The organism is Actinomadura sp. J1-007 (genome assembly GCF_009793335.1).
Classification (GTDB): domain Bacteria; phylum Actinomycetota; class Actinomycetes; order Streptosporangiales; family Streptosporangiaceae; genus Spirillospora; species Spirillospora yumaensis.
Genome location: NZ_WING01000001.1, coordinates 745,002 through 762,869, shown reverse-complemented (window position 1 = coordinate 762,869; position 17,868 = coordinate 745,002). Strand labels below are relative to the sequence as shown.

Annotated in this window: 20 protein-coding genes; 7 read left to right on the top strand and 13 right to left on the bottom strand. The window is 72.5% G+C overall.

Translation table 11 applies throughout. The features are described from left to right. The first annotated feature begins 116 nt into the window (after window positions 1-116). Window positions 117-635 (top strand): SRPBCC domain-containing protein, encoded by a 519-nt coding sequence (locus tag GEV43_RS03450; RefSeq protein ID WP_160819452.1) that lies wholly within the window; start codon window positions 117-119, stop codon window positions 633-635. Window positions 636-736: 101 nt separating this feature from the next. Here GEV43_RS03450 and modA read toward each other — a convergent pair whose 3' ends face one another. Next, window positions 737-1,516, bottom strand: a complete 780-nt coding sequence (gene modA / locus GEV43_RS03445; protein WP_160819451.1) for a molybdate ABC transporter substrate-binding protein — start codon at window positions 1,514-1,516, stop codon at window positions 737-739. A 111-nt stretch (window positions 1,517-1,627) separates the two neighbouring features. On the opposite strand from modA, the gene GEV43_RS03440 reads away from it, so the two are divergent. After that, a complete protein-coding gene (locus GEV43_RS03440) occupies window positions 1,628-2,308 on the top strand; it encodes a uracil-DNA glycosylase (protein WP_160819450.1) in 681 nt (226 codons plus the stop codon). Window positions 2,309-2,962: 654 nt separating this feature from the next. On the opposite strand, the gene GEV43_RS03435 is transcribed toward GEV43_RS03440, so the two are convergent. Both GEV43_RS03435 and GEV43_RS03430 read right to left on the bottom strand, forming a co-directional pair. Further along, window positions 2,963-3,829: a hypothetical protein gene (locus tag GEV43_RS03435; protein WP_160819449.1), complete on the bottom strand. Its 867-nt coding sequence runs from the start codon at window positions 3,827-3,829 to the stop codon at window positions 2,963-2,965. Window positions 3,830-4,393: 564 nt separating this feature from the next. Next, window positions 4,394-5,698 carry a helix-turn-helix transcriptional regulator gene (locus tag GEV43_RS03430; protein ID WP_160819448.1) on the bottom strand — a complete coding sequence of 435 codons (1,305 nt, stop codon included), beginning with the start codon at window positions 5,696-5,698 and terminating at the stop codon, window positions 4,394-4,396. Window positions 5,699-6,001: 303 nt separating this feature from the next. On the opposite strand from GEV43_RS03430, the gene GEV43_RS03425 reads away from it, so the two are divergent. Beyond that, window positions 6,002-6,184, top strand: coding sequence for a hypothetical protein (locus GEV43_RS03425; RefSeq protein WP_160819447.1), 183 nt, complete (start codon window positions 6,002-6,004; stop codon window positions 6,182-6,184). Next, window positions 6,184-6,411 carry a hypothetical protein gene (locus GEV43_RS03420; protein WP_160819446.1) on the top strand — a complete coding sequence of 76 codons (228 nt, stop codon included), beginning with the start codon at window positions 6,184-6,186 and terminating at the stop codon, window positions 6,409-6,411. Before GEV43_RS03425 ends, GEV43_RS03420 begins: the two co-directional genes overlap by 1 nt. A 589-nt stretch (window positions 6,412-7,000) precedes the next feature. Here GEV43_RS03420 and GEV43_RS03415 read toward each other — a convergent pair. The 8 genes from GEV43_RS03415 to GEV43_RS03380 form a co-directional block, all read right to left on the bottom strand. Further along, complete coding sequence (locus GEV43_RS03415) at window positions 7,001-7,573, bottom strand: TIGR03086 family metal-binding protein (RefSeq protein WP_160819445.1); 573 nt, start codon at window positions 7,571-7,573, stop codon at window positions 7,001-7,003. Then, on the bottom strand, window positions 7,560-8,042 hold the full coding sequence (locus GEV43_RS03410) for an SRPBCC domain-containing protein (RefSeq protein ID WP_160819444.1): 483 nt from the start codon (window positions 8,040-8,042) through the stop codon (window positions 7,560-7,562). Before GEV43_RS03410 ends, GEV43_RS03415 begins: the two co-directional genes overlap by 14 nt. Continuing rightward, on the bottom strand, window positions 7,975-8,370 hold the full coding sequence (locus GEV43_RS03405) for a helix-turn-helix domain-containing protein (protein ID WP_160819443.1): 396 nt from the start codon (window positions 8,368-8,370) through the stop codon (window positions 7,975-7,977). Before GEV43_RS03405 ends, GEV43_RS03410 begins: the two co-directional genes overlap by 68 nt. 129 nt (window positions 8,371-8,499) lie before the next feature. Beyond that, complete coding sequence (locus GEV43_RS03400; RefSeq protein WP_160819442.1) at window positions 8,500-9,366, bottom strand: 1,4-dihydroxy-2-naphthoate polyprenyltransferase; 867 nt, start codon at window positions 9,364-9,366, stop codon at window positions 8,500-8,502. Window positions 9,367-9,400: 34 nt separating this feature from the next. Beyond that, entirely contained in the window at window positions 9,401-11,086 is a 1,686-nt protein-coding gene (locus GEV43_RS03395) for an MFS transporter (protein WP_309239427.1), read from the bottom strand. 63 nt (window positions 11,087-11,149) lie between these two features. After that, the gene (locus GEV43_RS03390) at window positions 11,150-11,713 is read right to left on the bottom strand and encodes a GNAT family N-acetyltransferase (RefSeq protein ID WP_160819441.1); all 564 of its coding nucleotides are present in this window, start codon (window positions 11,711-11,713) and stop codon (window positions 11,150-11,152) included. A gap of 96 nt (window positions 11,714-11,809) precedes the next feature. Continuing rightward, window positions 11,810-12,343, bottom strand: coding sequence for a GNAT family N-acetyltransferase (locus tag GEV43_RS03385; protein ID WP_160819440.1), 534 nt, complete (start codon window positions 12,341-12,343; stop codon window positions 11,810-11,812). 76 nt (window positions 12,344-12,419) lie between these two features. Next, a complete protein-coding gene (locus GEV43_RS03380; RefSeq protein ID WP_160819439.1) occupies window positions 12,420-13,076 on the bottom strand; it encodes a CGNR zinc finger domain-containing protein in 657 nt (218 codons plus the stop codon). Window positions 13,077-13,207: 131 nt separating this feature from the next. Between GEV43_RS03380 and GEV43_RS03375 the strand changes: the two genes are divergently transcribed. After that, window positions 13,208-13,570 (top strand): VOC family protein, encoded by a 363-nt coding sequence (locus GEV43_RS03375; protein ID WP_160819438.1) that lies wholly within the window; start codon window positions 13,208-13,210, stop codon window positions 13,568-13,570. Between the two features lie 363 nt (window positions 13,571-13,933). On the opposite strand, the gene GEV43_RS03370 is transcribed toward GEV43_RS03375, so the two are convergent. Further along, window positions 13,934-15,334: a PLP-dependent aminotransferase family protein gene (locus GEV43_RS03370; RefSeq protein WP_160819437.1), complete on the bottom strand. Its 1,401-nt coding sequence runs from the start codon at window positions 15,332-15,334 to the stop codon at window positions 13,934-13,936. Between GEV43_RS03370 and GEV43_RS03365 the strand changes: the two genes are divergently transcribed. After that, window positions 15,333-16,325 (top strand): DMT family transporter, encoded by a 993-nt coding sequence (locus GEV43_RS03365; protein WP_160819436.1) that lies wholly within the window; start codon window positions 15,333-15,335, stop codon window positions 16,323-16,325. The genes GEV43_RS03370 and GEV43_RS03365 overlap by 2 nt on opposite strands. Window positions 16,326-16,432: 107 nt before the next feature. Continuing rightward, entirely contained in the window at window positions 16,433-17,458 is a 1,026-nt protein-coding gene (locus GEV43_RS03360; protein WP_160819435.1) for a hypothetical protein, read from the top strand. A gap of 16 nt (window positions 17,459-17,474) precedes the next feature. Here the strand turns inward: GEV43_RS03360 and GEV43_RS03355 are convergent, their stop codons facing one another. Then, on the bottom strand, window positions 17,475-17,822 hold the full coding sequence (locus GEV43_RS03355) for a hypothetical protein (RefSeq protein WP_160819434.1): 348 nt from the start codon (window positions 17,820-17,822) through the stop codon (window positions 17,475-17,477). Window positions 17,823-17,868: the final 46 nt, after the last annotated feature.

The window sequence follows — 17,868 nt, the reverse complement described above, 5'->3', positions numbered from 1 at the left end:
CGCCCCGGCGCGAAAACGTGCCGCTCATCGCCCCCTTGCCAAAGCTAATGTCGTTAGCTATCGTTCAGCTAACGTGATTAGCCAATAGGCGAATCCGAATCCCCCGAGGAGTTCCCGTGTTCCGTCTCGCCCGCCGCGTCGCCCTGTCCGTCCTGGCCCTCGCCGTCCTCGCCACCGGCGTCCTGTTCGCCTGGGGGCACCTCGCCCCGCGCGAGGTGAGCACGACCATCGAGATCGCCGCGCCCGCCGACCGCGTCTGGGCCGTCCTCACCGACTTCCGCGCCTACCCCGAGTGGAACCCGTTCATCGTCCGCGCCGAGGGCGAGCCGAGGAAGGACGCCAGGCTGCACAACACGCTCCGCGACTTGGACGGCGGCACGATGAAGTTCGACCCGAAGGTCCTGGTCGCCGACCCCGGCCGCGAGCTGCGCTGGATCGGCCGCATGTGGATGCCCGGCATCGCCGACGGCGAGCACCACTTCACGATCGAGCCCCTCGGCCCCGGCCGCGTCCGCCTCACCCAGGGCGAGCGCTTCACCGGCGCCCTCGTCCCCGTCGCGGGCGGCCAGCTCGACGTGAAGGAGGAGTTCGCCGCCATGAACGCCGCCCTCAAGGCCCGCGCCGAACGCTCTTGAGGCGGCGGTCCCTCCCCACCGCACTCCGCGCGCCGCAGGTGAACGCTCCGTTCACCTGCGGCGCGTCGCCGTCCGTCGGGGCTTTTCGAGCCGGACGATGCTCAGTGCGGGACGGCGGGAGTGACGAAGCCGTACTTGTTGAAGAGCCGCTGCGCGTCCGGAGTCGCCAGCCACGCCACGAACCTCTCCGCGGCGTCCTCACGCCCGGTGTCCTTGACCGCGGCGGCCTGATAGGTCGCCGTGACGTTCTGCGCGGCGGGGATCGGGACGCTGCTCGCCGCCGCGCCCGCCGAACGCAGGTCGGTGATGTAGACCAGCCCGGCGTCCGCCTCTCCCGAACGGACGCGGTCCAGCACCGCGCGGGCGCTGATCTCCTCCGAGCTCCACCGGACGGTCAGCCCGGCCTTCGTGAAGATCTGCCGCGCGTACCGTCCGATCGGCGTGGTGCCGGCGCCGACCACCACGCGCAGCCCCGGACGCGTCAGCGACTGCACGCCCTGGAGGCGGCGCGGGTTCCCCGGGCCGACGGCGACCGTCAGGGCGTTCTGCGCCACGATCCTGCGGCGGCCGGTCAGATGGTCGGCGGCCTCGTCCATCGAGGCGGCGTCCGCCGTGACCAGCACGTCGCCGGGCTCCCGGTCGGCGAGGCCCTCGGCCATCTCCTGCGACCCGCCGAACGCGACCCGCACCTTCACGCCCTTGTGCGTCTGCCCGTACGCCGTGCCGATCTCGCCGAACGCGTCGGTCAGCGAGGACGCGGCCAGCACCCGCAGCGTGACGGGCCCGGACGGCCCGCCGCACCCCTGGGCGGCGACACCGGGAACGAGCGTGACCAGCGCGGCGAACGCGCCGAGGCGTAGCCACCGGGGGGAGTCGGGCATATGACGCCATCCTAGGGTGGAGGGCCATTTCCTCCGGTGATTCGGCTCTGGCGTGTCAGACCCGCGCACTAGGGTTTTTCACGAGTTGGAGCACACTTCCCCGGAGGCCCGATGTCCCTCGACCTGATCGAACTGCTGCCCGGCGACTGGAGGGAGCGGCTCGACCCGTTGCTCGACCCCATCGCCACCGCCGCGCTGGGCGCCTTCGTGGGGGAGGAGTACGAGAAGCGGACGGTCTACCCGCCGCGCGAGGACCTGTTCAACGCGTTCCGGCACTGCCCGTTCGACAAGGCGCGCGTGCTGATCCTCGGCCAGGACCCCTACCACGGGGAGGGCCAGGCGCACGGGCTCAGCTTCAGCGTCCGCGACGGCGTCCGCCTGCCGCCCTCCCTGCGCAACATCTACAAGGAGCTGGCGGCCGACCTCGACGTCCCCGCGTCCAAGGCCGGCGACCTCACCCCGTGGGCCGACCAGGGCGTGCTGCTGCTCAACGCGGTGCTGACCGTGCGCGCGAGCGAGGCCGGCTCCCACGCCAACAAGGGCTGGGAGGACTTCACCGACGCCGCAATCCGCGCGCTCAACGACAAGTCCGAACGCGTCGTGTTCGTCCTGTGGGGCGCGTACGCCCGCAAGAAGGCCCGCCTCATCACCGGCGTCCAGCACACGGTCATCGAGTCGGCGCACCCGAGCCCGCTGAGCGCCAAGAAGTTCTTCGGCACCCGCCCGTTCAGCGCGGTCAACAAGGCCCTCGCCGACGCCGGCCAACCCGAGATCGACTGGCGCCTCCCCTGACCCGCCCCCTCCCGCCGCGGTCGCCCCCTCACGGACCTGCCGGTTCTCGCGACGGGCGCCCGCTTATCCACAGGCGCCCGACCCGCTTGGATCCGTGAAGTCGCTCGCTCACCATGGATCCATGGCGGAGAACGAAGGGATGCCCAGACGGTGGAAGAGCAGCCGGAGCGTCACGCCTGACGAGAGTCCGTGCGTGGACGTCGCCCGGCTGCCGACGGCGAAGCCCTCTCGGCGGCCGTTCGCGACTCCGAGCCCCCTGAGGGGCCCACCCGCCGCCTGAACGCGTCCGGCTGGACCCCGAGAAACCCCCTCGACACGGCGCCGTTCGCCGCACTGCTCCGTGCGCTCAAGGAGTCCCAGCGGGCGACGTTCCGGAGGTGGCGGAGTGAGACGGAGGGGGCCGTCAGTTCCGTTGGCCGGTGGGTGAATGGCGCGGCGGGTTCCGCAGTCGTCAGCCGGCGCTAGGCGCACCCTTCGCTCACGGCGGCGGGGTGAGGTGAAGAGGACGGTCGGTCGGCTTCGTTGGCCGGTCGGTGAATGGCGCGGCGGGTTCCCGCAGACGTCAACCCGCGCTGGGCGCACCGCTCACTCACGGCGGCGGGGGAGGGCGGCCAGTTCCGCGTGGTGTGGTTGCCGGCCTTCTGCCTCGGCGGTTCAGGCCCGGGCGGTGAGCGCTTGGAGTTCGCGGGCGGCGGGAAGCTTGCGGGCGCGTTCGGGCACGGCGTCCAGGACGTGCCGGGCGGTGAGCCGGACGCGCTTGATCCGCTTTTCGGGCGGCACGTCGTTGATGATGCTTAGCGCTTCCTTGCTGGCCTCGTCGGGATCGGTACGGGCGTGCATCGCAGCCCGGTAGAGCTTGAGTTGAACGGCCGAGTAGAGATGAGTGTCGGGTCGGTAGAAGCGCAGGGCGGCCCGCTGGGCCTCCTCGGCCGCCTCGTGCTCTCCTGCGAGCGAGTACACGCAGCTCTGATCGAAGCGCAAGAGTTCTTCGCGGTGTGGGTCCCCCGACGGGATGTGCTCAAAGGTCGTCTCGGCCTGACGGATCATGTCCACCGCCGCATCATGGCGGCCCATGAACGCGAGTACCTCGGCCTCCACCGTGGTCGCGTACATCAGGGTCGGGGTCGGTCGGCGTCCTGCGCAGCGCCGTGCGTCGCGTGCCAGAGTGAGCAAATCCGACAGGTTCTCTCGCGGCTCCGAGACGCGGTTCGTCACTTCCCACGTGCGCGTGTACGCGGACAAGAGCGCGTCGCCCGACTGGTCGGCGAGGTCGCGTGCCGTACGCCACCATCGGTCGGCCAGCCGCGCGTCGTGCAACTGAACCGCCGTGCCGGCGATGAGGTAGGCGTGTTTTGCGGCAGCATGGGCGAGATCGCGCCCGACGTCATCGGGCTGCCGCTGGGCAAGGTGGGGTGCCATCTCGGCCCATTCGCGCGTGAGACCGGCCAGGACGACTTCCGGAGGGTCGATGACGTAGCTCCGGATGTGGAAGGCATAGGCGGCGGCCCAATCGTCGATCATTGCTCGCGAAACGCTCGCCCCGGGCAGCCGAGGTTCGCTGTCCTGCCACGCTTGGACGAGGGTGGCCAGGATCGGGGCGACGGCCGCACCAACGGCCACATAGGCGCCGTCTTGGAGTAGGGCTCTGCGTTTCACGTCGTCGTCCCCCTGTTCGGGAGTTGGACTTTGATCCACGGTACCCACGGGTGTTGGGTTTCGAAGTGGGGTGAGTGTCGGCGTGCTGTGAGCCGACGCAGCGAGGTCTCCGGTAGATGGTTCATCGACCAAGATGAACCATCTACCGGAGACCTCGTAGGCACCCTAGCGGTGACGAGGCGGTTCGACCTGACCGGCGCGCAATGGATGGTCCTGGGCCGGGAGGTCCGAGAAATCGCCTCGACACGGTGCCGTTCGCCGCGCTGTTCCGTGCGATCAAGGGGTCCTAGCGGCGACGTTTCGGAGGTGGCCGGGTGAGACGGACAGGGCCGTCAGTTCCGTTGGTCGGTGGGTGAATGGCGCGGCGGGTGCCGGAGTCGTCAACTCGCGCTAGGCGCATCGTTCACTGGGGCGTTCTCATGTCCGTGGTCAGGTCCCAGCGGTGAGCGCGTGCAGTTCCCGCGCGGCCGGAAGCGCTCGCGCGTCCTCGGGTGCCTTGTCGAGAACGATGCGTGCTTCGGACAGGTAGCGCGTGCGGCGGTGTTCGGCCGGTAGTTCATCGATGATCCGCACGGCTTCCGCGATGCCTTCGCTCGGGTCGGAACGAACATGCAGTGCAGCCCGGTGGAGGCGGATTGAGGTACGTGTCAGAGCCTCGGCTGACGGTTGGCGCAGTACCGCGTCTTGCGCTTCGGTGGCGCGTTGCACGTCTCCCGCGAGCGTGTAGATCAGGCTCTTGTCGAACCACAAACCGTCTTCGCGCTGGCTCCAACTGCGAAAGCGGGGATGATCCACGGTGAACGCTGAGAGCCGCCCAAAGACGCTTTCAGCCTGTTGCAGGGTGGTGGTTGCGCTGTCGTGCCGGCCCATGAGCGCGAGCGTCTGAGCTTCGGCGGTCAACGCGGCCACGAGTGGTGCGCTTGGGCGGGTGCCTGCCAACCGTCGGGCTTGCTGGGCGACGGTCAGCACGTTGCCGAGATCCTCGGTTGGGTCGCCGCGCCGGTACAGCGCTTCGCGGCTCCGCACCCAGGACGCAAGCAACCGGTCCCCGGATTCGTCGCTGAGTGCCCTGGTCTTGGTCCACCAACGGCGCGACTCACGCCGGTTGCCGAGATCGACGCACTTCCCCGCGACCAGCAACGCGTGGGATGCGGCGGCGTGCGCGAGATCCTGTCGAACCTGGTCGGGTTGCCTTTTGGCGAGATGCGGAGCCATGGCGGCAAAGTCGGTCGCCAGCACGGCGAGGATGACGGCCGGGGGTTCGATGCGAGAACGCTGGGAGTGGACGTGAGCGGCGTCTTCCCAATCGTCGATCATGGCCTGAGACACGCTCGCCCCCGGCAACGCCGGTTCGCTCTCCTGCCACGCTTGGGCCAGGGTGGCCAGGATTGGGGCGACGGCCGCGCCAACGGCCACATAGGCGCCGTCTTGGAGTAGGGCTCTGCGTTTCACGTCGTCGTCCCTCTGTTCGGGAGTTGGACTTTGATCCACGGTACCCACGGGCGATGTGTTTGGCGCGGTGCGGCGGGTGGTCTTTCGGCGGAGGGATTTCAGTTCGCCGTGGGCGTTCAGTAATTCGTCCAGCCGCTGGGCGAGACTGTCCGAGGGGTTCCGGTCGCCTGTGCGGATCTTGGAAAGGTGGCCGGGATCGCAGAACGCGAGCCGGGCCAGCGCCCGCACGCCGATCCCGCGTTCGTCCATCAGCGCGCGCAGTTTCTCACTGAAGATCATCATCCCGCCCGCTTCGTGTCCGGGGTGATCTGTTGTCACGGTGCCTTTTCCGCAGTGCCAACAGGCAACGCCTTCCACGGTAGACCGGTGTGCGGTCGGCTAGGGGCAGGACGGTGTCACTGGACACAAAGGCGGCCCCGGGCCGGTGCGCGAACACCGGCGGTTCCGGGGCCTTGACCGGAAGAAAGGTTCCGGCCCATGACCGATCGTAGGGCGAACGCACGGCCTGAAATGACGGAAATTCGGCGATCCTGGACCGATCCGCCGTCGTTGTACTCCTGGGACGTCGCATCGGGGGTCGGCGGGGTGACCGATGACGAGGTCCGCGCGCTCCGCCACGTGCGCGAGGAGTTGGCCGACGCGGCGCCCGGGACGTGCGGGATCGTGCGGCGGGTCGGGCTGGCCGGGCTTTCCGGCCGTGTCTACGCCGACCTCGGCACGGTCGCGACCGCACGGCGCGACGAGACCGGCGCGGTGGTGTGGGGCTGATGGCGATGGACGCCGAGACCCAGGCCGCGCTGCGAGCGCTGCGCGATGAATTCACCGAATGGTGGATCGGGTGGCAGGACATTTATCTCGGGTGGGATGCCACGGCCCAGATCGACCTGGACTGGAGCGGCGGGATTGTGCACGTGAAGGCGTCCACCCCGCAGATGCTGCGGGCCCTGCTGCTGGACGCCCGGATCACCAACGCCAAGTGCCCCGCGAGACGGTGAGGGCGGTGAATCGTGGGCGCGCATCGGGTGCCGGCCTTCCGCCCTCCCCGGGGCACGGTGGCTCGAACCGGTGCGCGTCCGCTTCAGCGCCGTACGGCCGTCTGAGCTTCCCCCGCCGGAAGCGTGTGACAGGCGGCCGTGCGGTCTGACCCCCCCGGGGGCGGGGAGGCGGCTGGGGAGCCACGCCCCGTCCCCGGGTGAGGGGGCCGCGCGGCCGGTGTGCTCTCTTCCCCCGAAGACGCACCGGCCGCGCGGCCCCACCCCGCATGAACCGCGTGGCGGCTCGGTGGCCTTCCGCCCGGCCCGTTCCGCCGGGCCGCCAACCCATCGTCGGGAGCGGCGACGTCCGTTCGCGGCGTGGTGCCGGGGCGCGCTTGCGGTTTGGGGGGCGGCCATGGTCCTCGCCTCCTGTCAGGTGAGGATCAACGTCCCAACGGGTGTTACCGCACCTTGCTGGGGGCCGACTTCATGACAGGGGCGTCCAAGGGATGGTCGCGGTGGGCGAGGCGGGTGCCCGGGTGAACGGGGGCCGGAGATCGCGTGGTTTGGCGATCTCCGGCCGGCCGGGGTCAGTGGACGTCGGGATCGGTCACCGGGCGCGCCAGGACGGGTCTCGGCCGATGAAGCCGAGGAGTCTGGTCTGGACGTCCGCGTCGGCGGGGACCTCGACTCGGGGGCCGTACTGGCCGGAGGAACGGAGCACCTCTTCCATCTGCGCCATTCCGCCGAGAAGGTCGGCGCAGAAGTCGGGGTCCAGACGGTCGTCCTGGCCGGTGGCCCTCGACAGGTCCCAGGTGTGCATGAACACGTCGGCGGTGTAGAACTGGTCGATCGCGGCCGCCAGCGGCAGGGAGCCGATGTGCGGGTTGGTGAGTTCGCGGTCCGCCGTCTTCGGGTCGTCCAGCACCGCCTGCACGCCGTCGCAGTGCACCTGCCAGGCCGCGACCGGGTCCTCGTCCACGGAGGGCCCGTGCGGCAGTTCGACGCCTGCGCCCGAGGCCAGGAATCCGGGGAACCAATCGGTCAGGTGGCGGACGACGTCGCGGGCCGTCCAGCCGGCCACCGGGGACGGTGCGTCCCAGGACCGGGCGCCGCGGACCCGTTCGGTGAACAGTCCGGCGACCTGCCGGTGCCGCTCGGCCGGAACCTCAGACAGCGCCATCGTTGAGCATCCTCTCCAGTTTGGCGTAACCCTCGTTGACGCCGACCTCCATGCCGCTGCGCAGGAACGCGTCGCGGCCTTCGAAGCTGTCGAGCAGCGACTGCGTACGCAGCCGTGTGCGGCCGTCGCCCAGGTCGTCGAACCACAGCGTCTCCAGCGCGACCCCGTCGGGGTCGCCTTCGAACGTGAAGGTCTGCACGAGGCGGTCCGGCCGTATTTCGTGGAAGCAGCCGCGGAACCGGTACTCGACGCCGTCGACCACCGAGACGTACCGCCAGCTCCCGCCGGTTCTCGCGTCCCAGTGCTCGATCCGGGTGGACGTGGCGTCGGGGCCCACCCACTGGGCGAACAGCGCGGGATCGGTGTAGGCGCGCTGGAGCCGGTCGGGCGTCGCCGCGAAGTCACGGCCCGTCCGGATGATCGGCAGCCTCGGATCGGCCTCGATCGTCGTCTCCGCGGTCTTGGTCATGCTCGTCCTCCCTCATCCGCGCCAGGACGGCGTCGAGGCGGCGGTAGCGCTCCTCGACACGGCTCCGGTGGCGCTCGATCCAGGTGTCCAGCAGGTCGAACGCCTCGACCTCCAGGCGCACCGGCCGCGGCTGCGGTCCGGGCGGCCGGCTGACGAGCCCGGAGTCCTCCAGCACCCGCAGGTGCTTGTAGACGGCCTGGAGCGTGATCCGGTACGGCCCGGCGAGCTCGCTCACGGTCGCGTCGCCCTCCGAGAGCCGGGCCACCATGTCGCGCCGGGTCGGGTCCGCGAGGGCGGCGAACACCCGCGACAGCGCGTCCGTGGTCATCGTCCCGCTTTCAACTCGTTGGTTGAAAGGACCGTAGGGCGCGCGGCGTCCACGCGTCAACCTTCTGGTTGAAAGACCGCTGCGATCAGGGGTTCCTTCCCCATGCGGCGCGTGTCGGCGGGTCCCGGGTCAGAGGGCGAGGCCGATGGCGAGGAGGACGCCGTAGGCGATCTGGAGGCGTCCGGTCTCGCCGAGGACGGGGATCAGGGCCGGGCCCATCGCCCCGTTCAGGACCTTCTGGGTCGGGGGGATCGAGAGGGGGGCGGCGAGGAGCGCGATCAGCGCCCACGGGTGCGGGGCGGCCAGCGCGAGGACGACCATGAACGGCAGGGCGGCGCACGCCGCGTACAGGACGCGGGTCCAGCGGTCGCCGAGGACGACCGCGAGGGTGCGCTTGCCCGACTCGCGGTCGGTCGGGATGTCGCGCAGGTTGTTGGCGACGAGCAGCGCGCAGGCGAGCAGGCCGATCGGCACGGCCGCGGCCCACGCCTCCCACGGCAGCCCCTCGACCTGGACGTACGTGGTGCCGACGACGGCGACGAGGCCGAAGAAGACGAACACCGAGATCTCGCCGAGGGCGCGGTAGCCGTACGGGTTCTTGCCGCCGGTGTAGAACCACGCGGCGAGGATCGCGAGCGCGCCGACCAGCAGCAGCCACCACGTCGTCACGGCCGCGAGGACGAGGCCGGCGACGGCGGCGACCAGGAAGCTGCCGAGCGCGGCGGCGAGCACCTGCTTCGGCTTGGCGACCTTGGAGCCGACCAGGCGCAGCGGCCCGACGCGTTCCTCGTCGGTGCCGCGCACGCCGTCGCTGTAGTCGTTGGAGTAGTTGACACCGATCTGGAGGATCAGCGCGACGCATCCGGCGAGGACGGCGCGCCACCAGACGGCGTGGTCCTCGCCGGCCGCGACGCCGGTGCCGACGACGACGGGGACGAGGGAGGTGGGGAGGGTCCGGGGCCGGGATCCGGCGACCCATTGGGAGAGCGTGGCCACTGGTTACCGGTTCTTCTCGTGGGACGACAGGGGACTACGCCCTCGATTCTCGCGGATCCCGATCAGTGCTCGTGCGCGAACCCCCGCCCCGGGCGGCGCGCAGTCGCAGCGACAGCAGCAGGCCGAGCGCCAGGATGGCGGCCGTGGTGAGCGCGCCGCGGCGGGTCGCGACGGCGAGGCTCTGGTCGGCGGCGCGCGCCTCGACGGTGGTCGCCGCCGACTCGTGCAGGTCGCGGCCGTACGTCCCGGCGCTCTCCCGCAGCTCGTGCGCGACGGCCGCCTGGCGTTCGGCGGGCAGGGACGTGTGCGCGAGGCGGTCGGTCATCGCGTGGCCGAGGCCGGTGGCGAAGACCGTCCCGATCACGGCGATGCCGAGGGCGGCGCCGACCTGCCGGGCCGTGGACTGCGTGCCGGACGCCTGCCCCGCCTGCTCCGGCGGGACGTCCGCGAGCGACACGTTGGTGAGCTGGGCGGACGTGAGCCCGAGGCCGAGGCCGTAGAGCAGCATCCACGGCGCGAGCCCGAACCCGGTGGTGGACGCGCCGACCGTGACGCCGATCCCGACGACGGCCGCCACCTCCAGGACCATCCCGATCTGGACGACGCGGTGCGCGCCGCGCTTGTTGGCGAGCCTGCCCGCGTACCCGCCGGAGAGGAACGCGCCGACCGCCAGCGGCAGGATCGCCACGCTGATCTGGACGGGCGACGTCCCGTGCACGCCCAGCAGGAACAGCGGGACGATGAAGACGATGCCCAGCTCGCCCACGTTGATCAGGGACGAGGCCAGGTTGCCGTGCCGGAAGTTCGGGATCGCGAACAGGGACAGGTCGAGCATCACCGGCCGCCCGGACGCGGCGCGCGACCGTTCGACGGCGACCAGCGCGGCGAGGAGCGCGACGCCGAGGGCGATCACGACCGGCACCGGCGACAGCCCGCTCTCCGGCCAGTCGAACCCGGCCATCGTGAACGGCCGCGTCACGGCCCACCAGCCGTACGTCTGCCCCTCGATGAGCCCGCACACCAGCGCGCCGAGCCCGAGCGCCGACAGGGCCCCGCCGGGCCAGTCGATCTGGCTCAGGGCGCTCCCGGCCCGCCGCGCGCCGTCCTGGCGCGTCTCGGGCATGAGGACGAGGGCGCCCGCGATGAGCGCGGCGCCGAGCGGCAGGTTGATCCCGAACGCCCAGCGCCAGCCGCCGCCCGTCGCGACCGCGCCGCCGACGAGCGGGCCGAGCGCCGCCATCCCGCTGATCAGCGAGCCCCAGATGCCGAACGCGACCGCGCGGTCCCGCCCGGTGAACACCGCGTTCACCGTCGACAGCGTCGCGGGCATGATCATGGACGCGCCGACGCCCTGGAGCGCGCGCGACCCGATCAGCGCCGACCCGCTGCCCGACAGGGCGGCCAGCACGCTGGCCACCGAGAAGACCGCGACGCCGAGCACGAACATCCGGCGGCGCCCGAACAGGTCGCCCGCCCGTCCGAACGGGATCAGCAGCGCGGCGAACACCAGCGAGTAGACCGAGGTGATCCACTCGGCGTCCGTCGTGGTGAGCCCGAGCCCCGAGACCAGCTGGGGCGTCAGCACCCCGACGATCGTGGCGTCCACCACGATCAGCGAGACGCCGAGGCTGATCACGATCATGCCGAGCCAGCGCCTGCGGCCGGACGGCGGGACCGCCGCCGGGGCGTCCGGCGGCGTCAGGAAGGTGGTCTCGGGCACGACTTCAAACATAAGGCCGGGCCCCGAATGCCCTGCACCGACCCCTGCCTTGCGCTCCGGCCGCTATCCGGCGCCGGCGGCGTCCCCGGCCTCGGCGGCGCTGATGTCGGTGTGGAGGCGGACCTGGCGGACCGGCTCGCCCATGTCGAGCGTGCGGGCCGTGCCGTCCGGCGCCCAGCCCGCGCCGCCGAGGAACGTCCGGAGCACCTCGTCGCGTTCGAACGCCCACGTCACGAGCAGCGGGAACCCGTCGTCGCGCAGGACGTCCACGGTGGCGGCGACGAGCCGGCTGCCGTGCCCCTCCCGCGCGTGCAGCGGATCGACGAGCAGCGTCAGCAGCTCCGCCGCGCCCGGAACGTCGTCGTCCTCGGCGGGCCCGTGCGCCGCGAACCCGACCACCAGGTCGTCGGCGACCGCCACGAGGACGCGGTGGCGGGGGCTCGGCGGCGACGTCACCGCGTCCGTCCACCGCTGCCGCCACACGCCCCGGGCCTCGTCCCCGGTCACCTCGCTGAGCACGGCCGCCGGAAGGATCTCCCCGTAGCCGTGGCGCCAAGCGCGCACCTGGATGTCGGCGACCGCCGCCGCATCGGCGCGCCGCGCGGGCCGTACGCCCACGTCCGCCATGCCGTCACCCGCCCTCTCGACCCGAACCGTCCGTCCGCCACCCTAGGCCCACCCCGGCGTTCCGGCTTCTTCGCGCCGACGGCCCACTCTCTCGGCTCAGGGAGCGGAGGGCGTGAGGGGGCGTTCGTAGCGGGTCTCCGGGATGATGTGGCCTGCCATGTCGTAGTCCCGGTGGCCTTCCTCGGTGAACCCGGCGCGGTCGTAGAAGCGGCGCGCCCTGGCGTTGGTCGTGAGGACCCACAGGACGAGCCGGTCGTGGCCCGCCTTCCGGCATTCCTCGACGACGCGGTCCATCAGGGCCCTCCCGACTCCGGCGGCCCAATGATCGGGCGCGACGTAGATCGAGTAGAGCTCGACGCGGGAACGGCCGATGAGCGGGCCTTCCGGCGGATGCCGCTCAGGCCCGTACGCCGCCATCCCGGCCGGTGCGCCGGACACCTCGGCGAGCAGCGTACGGCCCCGCGGATTGGCCGCCGCCCACTGCCTGCGCCGCTCGACGGCGGCGGGACCGGTCAGCTCCTCGATCATCGTGCGCGGGAGCAGGCCCTCGTACGCGGCGCGCCATGACCGCCCGCGCGCGTCCTCGACCGCCTCGGCGTCCTCGGGCCCCGCCGAACGGATGATCATCATGGCGCCCAGGGTAGAGGGCCCCGGTGAGCGCGCCGCGGGCCGTACGCCCAGCGCCCCGCCGGCGGGTTCGAGTAGGTCAGCCGGGCGTGGGCGGGCGGCGGCGGGCGCGGTAGGCGCGGGTCTTGGTGCGGTTGCCGCACACGCGCATGGAGCACCAGGCGCGCGAACGGTTCTTGGACGTGTCGAGGAACGCCCAGCGGCACGTGTCCTCCTGGCAGACCTTGAGGCGCGTCCACAGACCTGCGGCGGAGGCGTCCACGACCGCCGCCGCGATGCGGGCCAGCCCCGCCTGCGCCCCCTCTCCCAGGGGAACGAGCGCCGGATGCCCGTTGACGAAGCTCAAGCGGACGGGCAGAGCGCTCAACGAGCGTTCGAGGGCGTCCGAGGCAGATGAGGACCCCGAAGGGCCTGTCACCTGCGGCCCAGCCGTAACAGACGCGACGGCGAGGCGCGACTCCGACGGTGCCGGGGACGCGTCGGGCGGGGACGTGTCGGCTGGCGGTGGGTGGTGCGCGAGCATGGCGGCCCGCAGACCTTCCCGCAGCGCGATGGCCGTGTCCAGGTCGGACCGGGTGGCGGGGGTGCGGGGCCGGACGAGGCGGTGGTCGGCGAGCCAGCGGGCCAGCTTGGCGGGTGTGCCGAGGCCGTCGAGGGCGCGGTCGAGGTCGAGGGTGTTGACGAAGTCCCGGAGCAGGGCGGCGGCGTCCGCGCCCGCGGCGTCCTTGTCGGCCATCAGCTCTCCTGCCCGTCACGCGAACACTACCAATAACGACACCGGTGTACGGATATGACTGGTTGCGGTCATGGGACACCTTCGTTACGGTTTAGGTGGTGTCGAACCCCGAGCCCGCAGAGGAGCGTCCGATGTCCGCCGTGAAGCCCAGGGTGACGAACCTCGTCATCGACTGCACCGACATGGACGCGCTCGCCGCCTTCTGGGGCGAGCTGCTCGCGATGAAGGTCACCAGCCGCGAGGACGACTGGCTGAACCTGGAGCCGTTCGGCCAGGGCGGGCCGCGGCTTTCGTTCCAGAAGGTGCCCGAGGGCAAGACCGTCAAGAACCGCCTCCACCTCGACCTGTACGTGCCCGACATCGAGGTCGCGGGACGGCGGGCCTCCGCGCTCGGCGCCACCCCCGCGGGCGAGCCCCTCGGACGCCCGGAGGCGCCGTTCCGGGTCTGGTACGACCCGGAGGGCAACGAGTTCTGCCTCTGCACCGAGCACTGACCCGCCCATCACCCGCCCCCGCGACGGGGCCCGCCCGGCGCCCGCCCCGCAAGAGCGCCCGCCCTGCGATGGGCCCGCCCCGCGAGAGCGCCCGCATCGCGACGGCGGCCGTCCCCGCGAGAGCGGCCGCCCCGCGACGGCGGCCGTCCCCGCGAGAGCGGCCGCCCCGCGACGGCACCCGCCCTGCGAGAGCGCCCGCCCCGCGACGGGGCCCGCCCCGCGAGAGCGCCCGCATCGCGACGGCGGCCGTCCCCGCGAGAGCGGCCGGCACCGCGACGGGGCCCGCCCTGCGACGGGGCCCGTCCCGCGAGAGTGGCCGCACTGCGACGGCGGTCGTCCGTGACGGTGTGCGGGGGAGGCGGGTCACGGGGCGGGGAGCACGGTGGCGAGGCGGCGGACGCCTTCGGCGAGTTCGGTTTCGGAGGCGGCGGTGCCGTAGCTGACGCGCAGGTACGGGGCGGGGGCCTCCGCGGGGAAGAACGGGCGACCCGCGCTGACCAGGACGCCCGCGCGGAGGGCGGCCTCGGCCAGGTCCGTGTCGTCGGTCCCGTCCGGCAGTCGCGCCCACAGGTGGAAGCCGCCCGCCGGGCGGTTGACGCGCACGTGGGGAAGCGAGCGGGCGAACGCGTCGCGGGTCGCGTCGCGGCGGGACGCCAGCGCCGTCCGGACGGCGCGGAGGTGGCGGAGCCAGCCGGGGGAGCTGACGAGTTCGAGCAGCGTCTCCTGGAGCGGGCGGGCCGGATAGAACTCCTCGACGAGCTGGGTCGCGCGAATCCGTTCGGCGACCGGGCCCCGGGCGATCACCGCGGCGACGCGCAGGCTCGGGGCGGTCGCCTTGGTGAGCGAGGCGATGTGGACGACGCGGCCGTCGTCGTCGCGGGCGACCAGCGGCGGCGGGCCGGACTCGATCCCGAGGTGCCGCGCGAAGTCGTCCTCGATCACGAACGCGCCGGCGGTGCGGGCGATGTCGAGCACGCGGGCGCGGCGTTCGGCGGACAGCACCGCCCCGGTCGGGTTGTGGAACGTCGGCTGGCAGTACAGGACGCGCGCGCCGGTCATCGCGAACGCCTCGGCGAGCAGGTCGGTGCGGACCCCGTCGGCGTCCACCGGCACCGGCACCGGGTGCAGGCCCGCGGCGCGGGCGATGGCGAGGACGCCGAGGTAGGTGGGCGACTCCACGAGTAGCGGTGCGCCGGGCGGGAGCAGCGCCCCGAGCACCGTCGTGAGCGACTGCTGCCCGCCGCTGGTGATCAGCACGTCGCCGGGCGAGACGCCGCCGCCGACCGTGCGCGCGAACCAGGTGCGCAGCTCCGGCAGCCCGCCGAGCGGCGCCATCTCCCAGGCGGCGGGGCGCCGGGCGGCCCGCGCGGCGGCGTCGGCGAGCGCCCGCACCGGCTGGAGCGAGGGGTGCAGGTAGCCGCCGCTGAGCGCGACCGCGCCGTCGGGCGCGGGCGTGAGCAGCCACGACACGCCGCTCGAATCGACCGAGCGGTCGCCGAGCGCCACCGCCTGCCAGCTCAGGTCGGCGGCCGTCCCGGAAGGGCGCGGCGCGGGCCGGTCGGCGGCGAACGCGCCGCTGCCGGGACGCGTGACGACGAGCCCCTCGGCGGCGAGCAGCCCGAGCGCGCGGGACACGGTGACCGGGCTGACGCGGTGCCGTTCGACGAGCGAGCGGCTGGACGGGAGCCGCTCGCCGGGCCGCATCCGCTCGACCTCGGCACGCAGCCGATCGGCCAGGACGGACACGCTGCTATCGTGTTGCATGAAGAAAGAGGATAGCGCTACCGCCTCCGGCTCGATAGCGCTCGGCGGCCTCGGGCTCGCCGCGCTGGGCGTGCTGATCTACTCGTTCACCTTTCCGGCGACGGTCCTCGGCCTGGAGGGCCTCGACCCGTACATCATCGGGATCGGACGTTCCGCCGCCGCGTCCGTCCTCGCCGCCGCCTCCCTGCTCGCGGTGCGGGCCCGGCTGCCGCGCCGCGGCCAGTGGGCCGGGCTCGCCGTCGTCGGCGCCGGGGTGGTCTTCGGCTTCCCGGTGCTGACCACGCTCGCCCTCGACCGCGGCGCGTCCTCGGCGCACTCGGCGGTCGTGATCGGGTTGCTGCCCGCCGCGACCGCCGTGCTCGCCGTCGTGCGCGGGGGCGAACGGCCGTCGCGCGCGTTCTGGCTGGCGAGCGCGGCGGGCGCGCTCTGCGTCACCGGCTTCGCGGTGGTGCGCGGCGCGGGCCGCGTCACGGCCGCCGACCTGCTGCTGTTCGCGGCGCTGCTCGCGGCGGCGGCCGGCTACGCGGAGGGCGGACGGCTCGCGCGCGACATGCCCGGCTGGCGGGTGATCTCGTGGGCGCTGGTGGTGACGGCCCCGATCACCGTCCCGGTGACGCTGTGGCTGCTCGCGACGACGCATCCGCACTGGACGGGCCGCGCCGTCCTCGGCTTCGGCTACGCCTCCCTGTTCTCCGCCTACCTCGGCTTCTTCGCCTGGTACGAGGGGCTCGCGCGCGCGGGGATCGCCCGTGCCAGCCAGGTCCAGCTCGCCCAACCCGTCCTGACCCTCGTCTGGGCGGCCTTCCTGCTGGACGAGACGGTCGACGCCACCACCGCCCTGGCCGCGGTCGGCGTCCTCGTCTGCGTCGCCCTGACCCAGCGCACCCGGATTTCCCGCCGTTCAGCCGCGCCCGAGACCCCACCGACCCCGGAGACGCCAACGCAGTCCGCCGCACCCGTCAAGGCCGCCCGCGCCCCGCACGTCCCCTAGGCGGCGGCGGGACGCGGCAGGCCGGGGAGGGGCTTGCGGGATGTGACACTTTCCCGCACGATGGGAGCGAAAGCGTCACATCGACGTGTGCCCCAGGGGAGCCGTGCATGGCCGACAACCTGATCGTTCCCGAGGGCGGCTTCTGGCCGGCCCCCGAGATCCCGCAGCCGAACATCTACCCGATGGAGTGGCGGGTCGAGACCGACAAGCTCGCCGCCATCTACGAGAAGTCCAAGCGCACGGTGTGGAACCCCGCCGACCTGCCCTGGGACGAGATGCGGCCCGAGGAGTTCACGCCCGAGCAGCGCCTCGGGATCATGTACTGGTTCGCCGTGCTGGCCAACTTCGACGCCTCGGGCCCGGCGGTGTTCGCGCGGGCCACCATCCACGCGTTCGAGCAGCACGAGGAGGACCCGGTCCGCAAGTGCTTCTTCTCGATCACGCGGGACGAGATGAACCACGAGGAGTGCTGCCAGCGGGCGATCGCCCGCGTCTGGCCCGGCGGCCCGCTCGACTGGACGCCCGCGACCGACCTGGAGAAGGCCGCCCACAACAACATCGGCTGGCTCTACCACAACGGCGGCCGCTACTGGCAGGGCTACAACAGCGCCGTCCGCAAGTACTCGCTCGCGGTGCTGTTCACCAGCTTCATGATGGGCGAGATGGCGGCCTCCACGCTGTTCAGGGGCATGGCGACCGGGACGCGGCATCCGCTGTTCGGCGAGATGTTCCAGCGCATCGGGCGGGACGAGTCCCGGCACCTCCAGATCTGCATGACGATCCTGGAGAACGAGTGGCCGGGGCTCACCGAGGACGTCAAGGGCCAGATCACCAAGCAGCTCCGCGCCGGGTTCGTGTTCCTGTCGATGATCCTCTGGGAGCCGCCGGACGGCTTCTGGGACCTGCCGCCGTACTTCCTCGGCAACCACCGCGTCCTGATGAACCACGCCCGCGACGCGGGCCTCGGCGTCCTGTCGTTCGAGGAGCAGGCCGACAACTGGAAGACCGCCATCGCCCGCGTGCGCGCGATCGTCGAGCGCTGGGGCATCGAGTTCCCCGCCATCCCCGAGCTCGACATCGACGGCGTCCCGGTCGACTTCATCGACCCGGAGGACATCATCCCGGTGTTCTGAGGCCCCCGCGGCCCTGTCAGTCGCGGACGATCTGGGCCAGCAGGGTCAGGACCGCCACGACGACGCCGATGGGGATCGCGGCGGACGGGAACGCCGCCGCGACGCCGCCCGCCGCCCCGGCGGTGAGCAGGATCGCCAGGGCGCGGGTGCTGATGAGCGGCTGCGGCCCGTCCGTCCGGTGGGCGGGCTCCGCTCGCCCGCCGGACGGCGCTCCGCGGCGGGCCGGGGGACGGCGTGGAGCGGGGGCGCGGCGCGTGGAACGGGCGCGCGCGTCTCGGGTGCGGCCGGTCCGGGACGCGGCGCGGGCCGCGGCCCGGCGGGCGCGGCCGGGATCCGTCCGGCCGCGGTTCGATCGTCGTCGCATGACCGCTCGACCTCCATCCCCGTTGAACGGGTGGCGACCGCGGTGC

What these genes read in the sequence shown, in the direction of transcription:
- GEV43_RS03410 (WP_160819444.1), bottom strand. Translation starts at nt 8,042, where the DNA reads ATGACCAAGACCGCGGAGACGACGATCGAGGCCGATCCGAGGCTGCCG.
- GEV43_RS03440 (WP_160819450.1), top strand. Translation starts at nt 1,628, where the DNA reads ATGTCCCTCGACCTGATCGAACTGCTGCCCGGCGACTGGAGGGAGCGG.
- GEV43_RS03415 (WP_160819445.1), bottom strand. Translation starts at nt 7,573, where the DNA reads ATGGCGCTGTCTGAGGTTCCGGCCGAGCGGCACCGGCAGGTCGCCGGA.
- modA (WP_160819451.1), bottom strand. Translation starts at nt 1,516, where the DNA reads ATGCCCGACTCCCCCCGGTGGCTACGCCTCGGCGCGTTCGCCGCGCTG.
- GEV43_RS03435 (WP_160819449.1), bottom strand. Translation starts at nt 3,829, where the DNA reads ATGATCGACGATTGGGCCGCCGCCTATGCCTTCCACATCCGGAGCTAC.
- GEV43_RS03375 (WP_160819438.1), top strand. Translation starts at nt 13,208, where the DNA reads ATGTCCGCCGTGAAGCCCAGGGTGACGAACCTCGTCATCGACTGCACC.
- GEV43_RS03390 (WP_160819441.1), bottom strand. Translation starts at nt 11,713, where the DNA reads ATGGCGGACGTGGGCGTACGGCCCGCGCGGCGCGCCGATGCGGCGGCG.
- GEV43_RS03355 (WP_160819434.1), bottom strand. Translation starts at nt 17,822, where the DNA reads ATGCGACGACGATCGAACCGCGGCCGGACGGATCCCGGCCGCGCCCGC.
- GEV43_RS03420 (WP_160819446.1), top strand. Translation starts at nt 6,184, where the DNA reads ATGGCGATGGACGCCGAGACCCAGGCCGCGCTGCGAGCGCTGCGCGAT.
- GEV43_RS03385 (WP_160819440.1), bottom strand. Translation starts at nt 12,343, where the DNA reads ATGATGATCATCCGTTCGGCGGGGCCCGAGGACGCCGAGGCGGTCGAG.
- GEV43_RS03405 (WP_160819443.1), bottom strand. Translation starts at nt 8,370, where the DNA reads ATGACCACGGACGCGCTGTCGCGGGTGTTCGCCGCCCTCGCGGACCCG.
- GEV43_RS03370 (WP_160819437.1), bottom strand. Translation starts at nt 15,334, where the DNA reads ATGCAACACGATAGCAGCGTGTCCGTCCTGGCCGATCGGCTGCGTGCC.
- GEV43_RS03365 (WP_160819436.1), top strand. Translation starts at nt 15,333, where the DNA reads ATGAAGAAAGAGGATAGCGCTACCGCCTCCGGCTCGATAGCGCTCGGC.
- GEV43_RS03360 (WP_160819435.1), top strand. Translation starts at nt 16,433, where the DNA reads ATGGCCGACAACCTGATCGTTCCCGAGGGCGGCTTCTGGCCGGCCCCC.
- GEV43_RS03430 (WP_160819448.1), bottom strand. Translation starts at nt 5,698, where the DNA reads ATGATGATCTTCAGTGAGAAACTGCGCGCGCTGATGGACGAACGCGGG.
- GEV43_RS03380 (WP_160819439.1), bottom strand. Translation starts at nt 13,076, where the DNA reads ATGGCCGACAAGGACGCCGCGGGCGCGGACGCCGCCGCCCTGCTCCGG.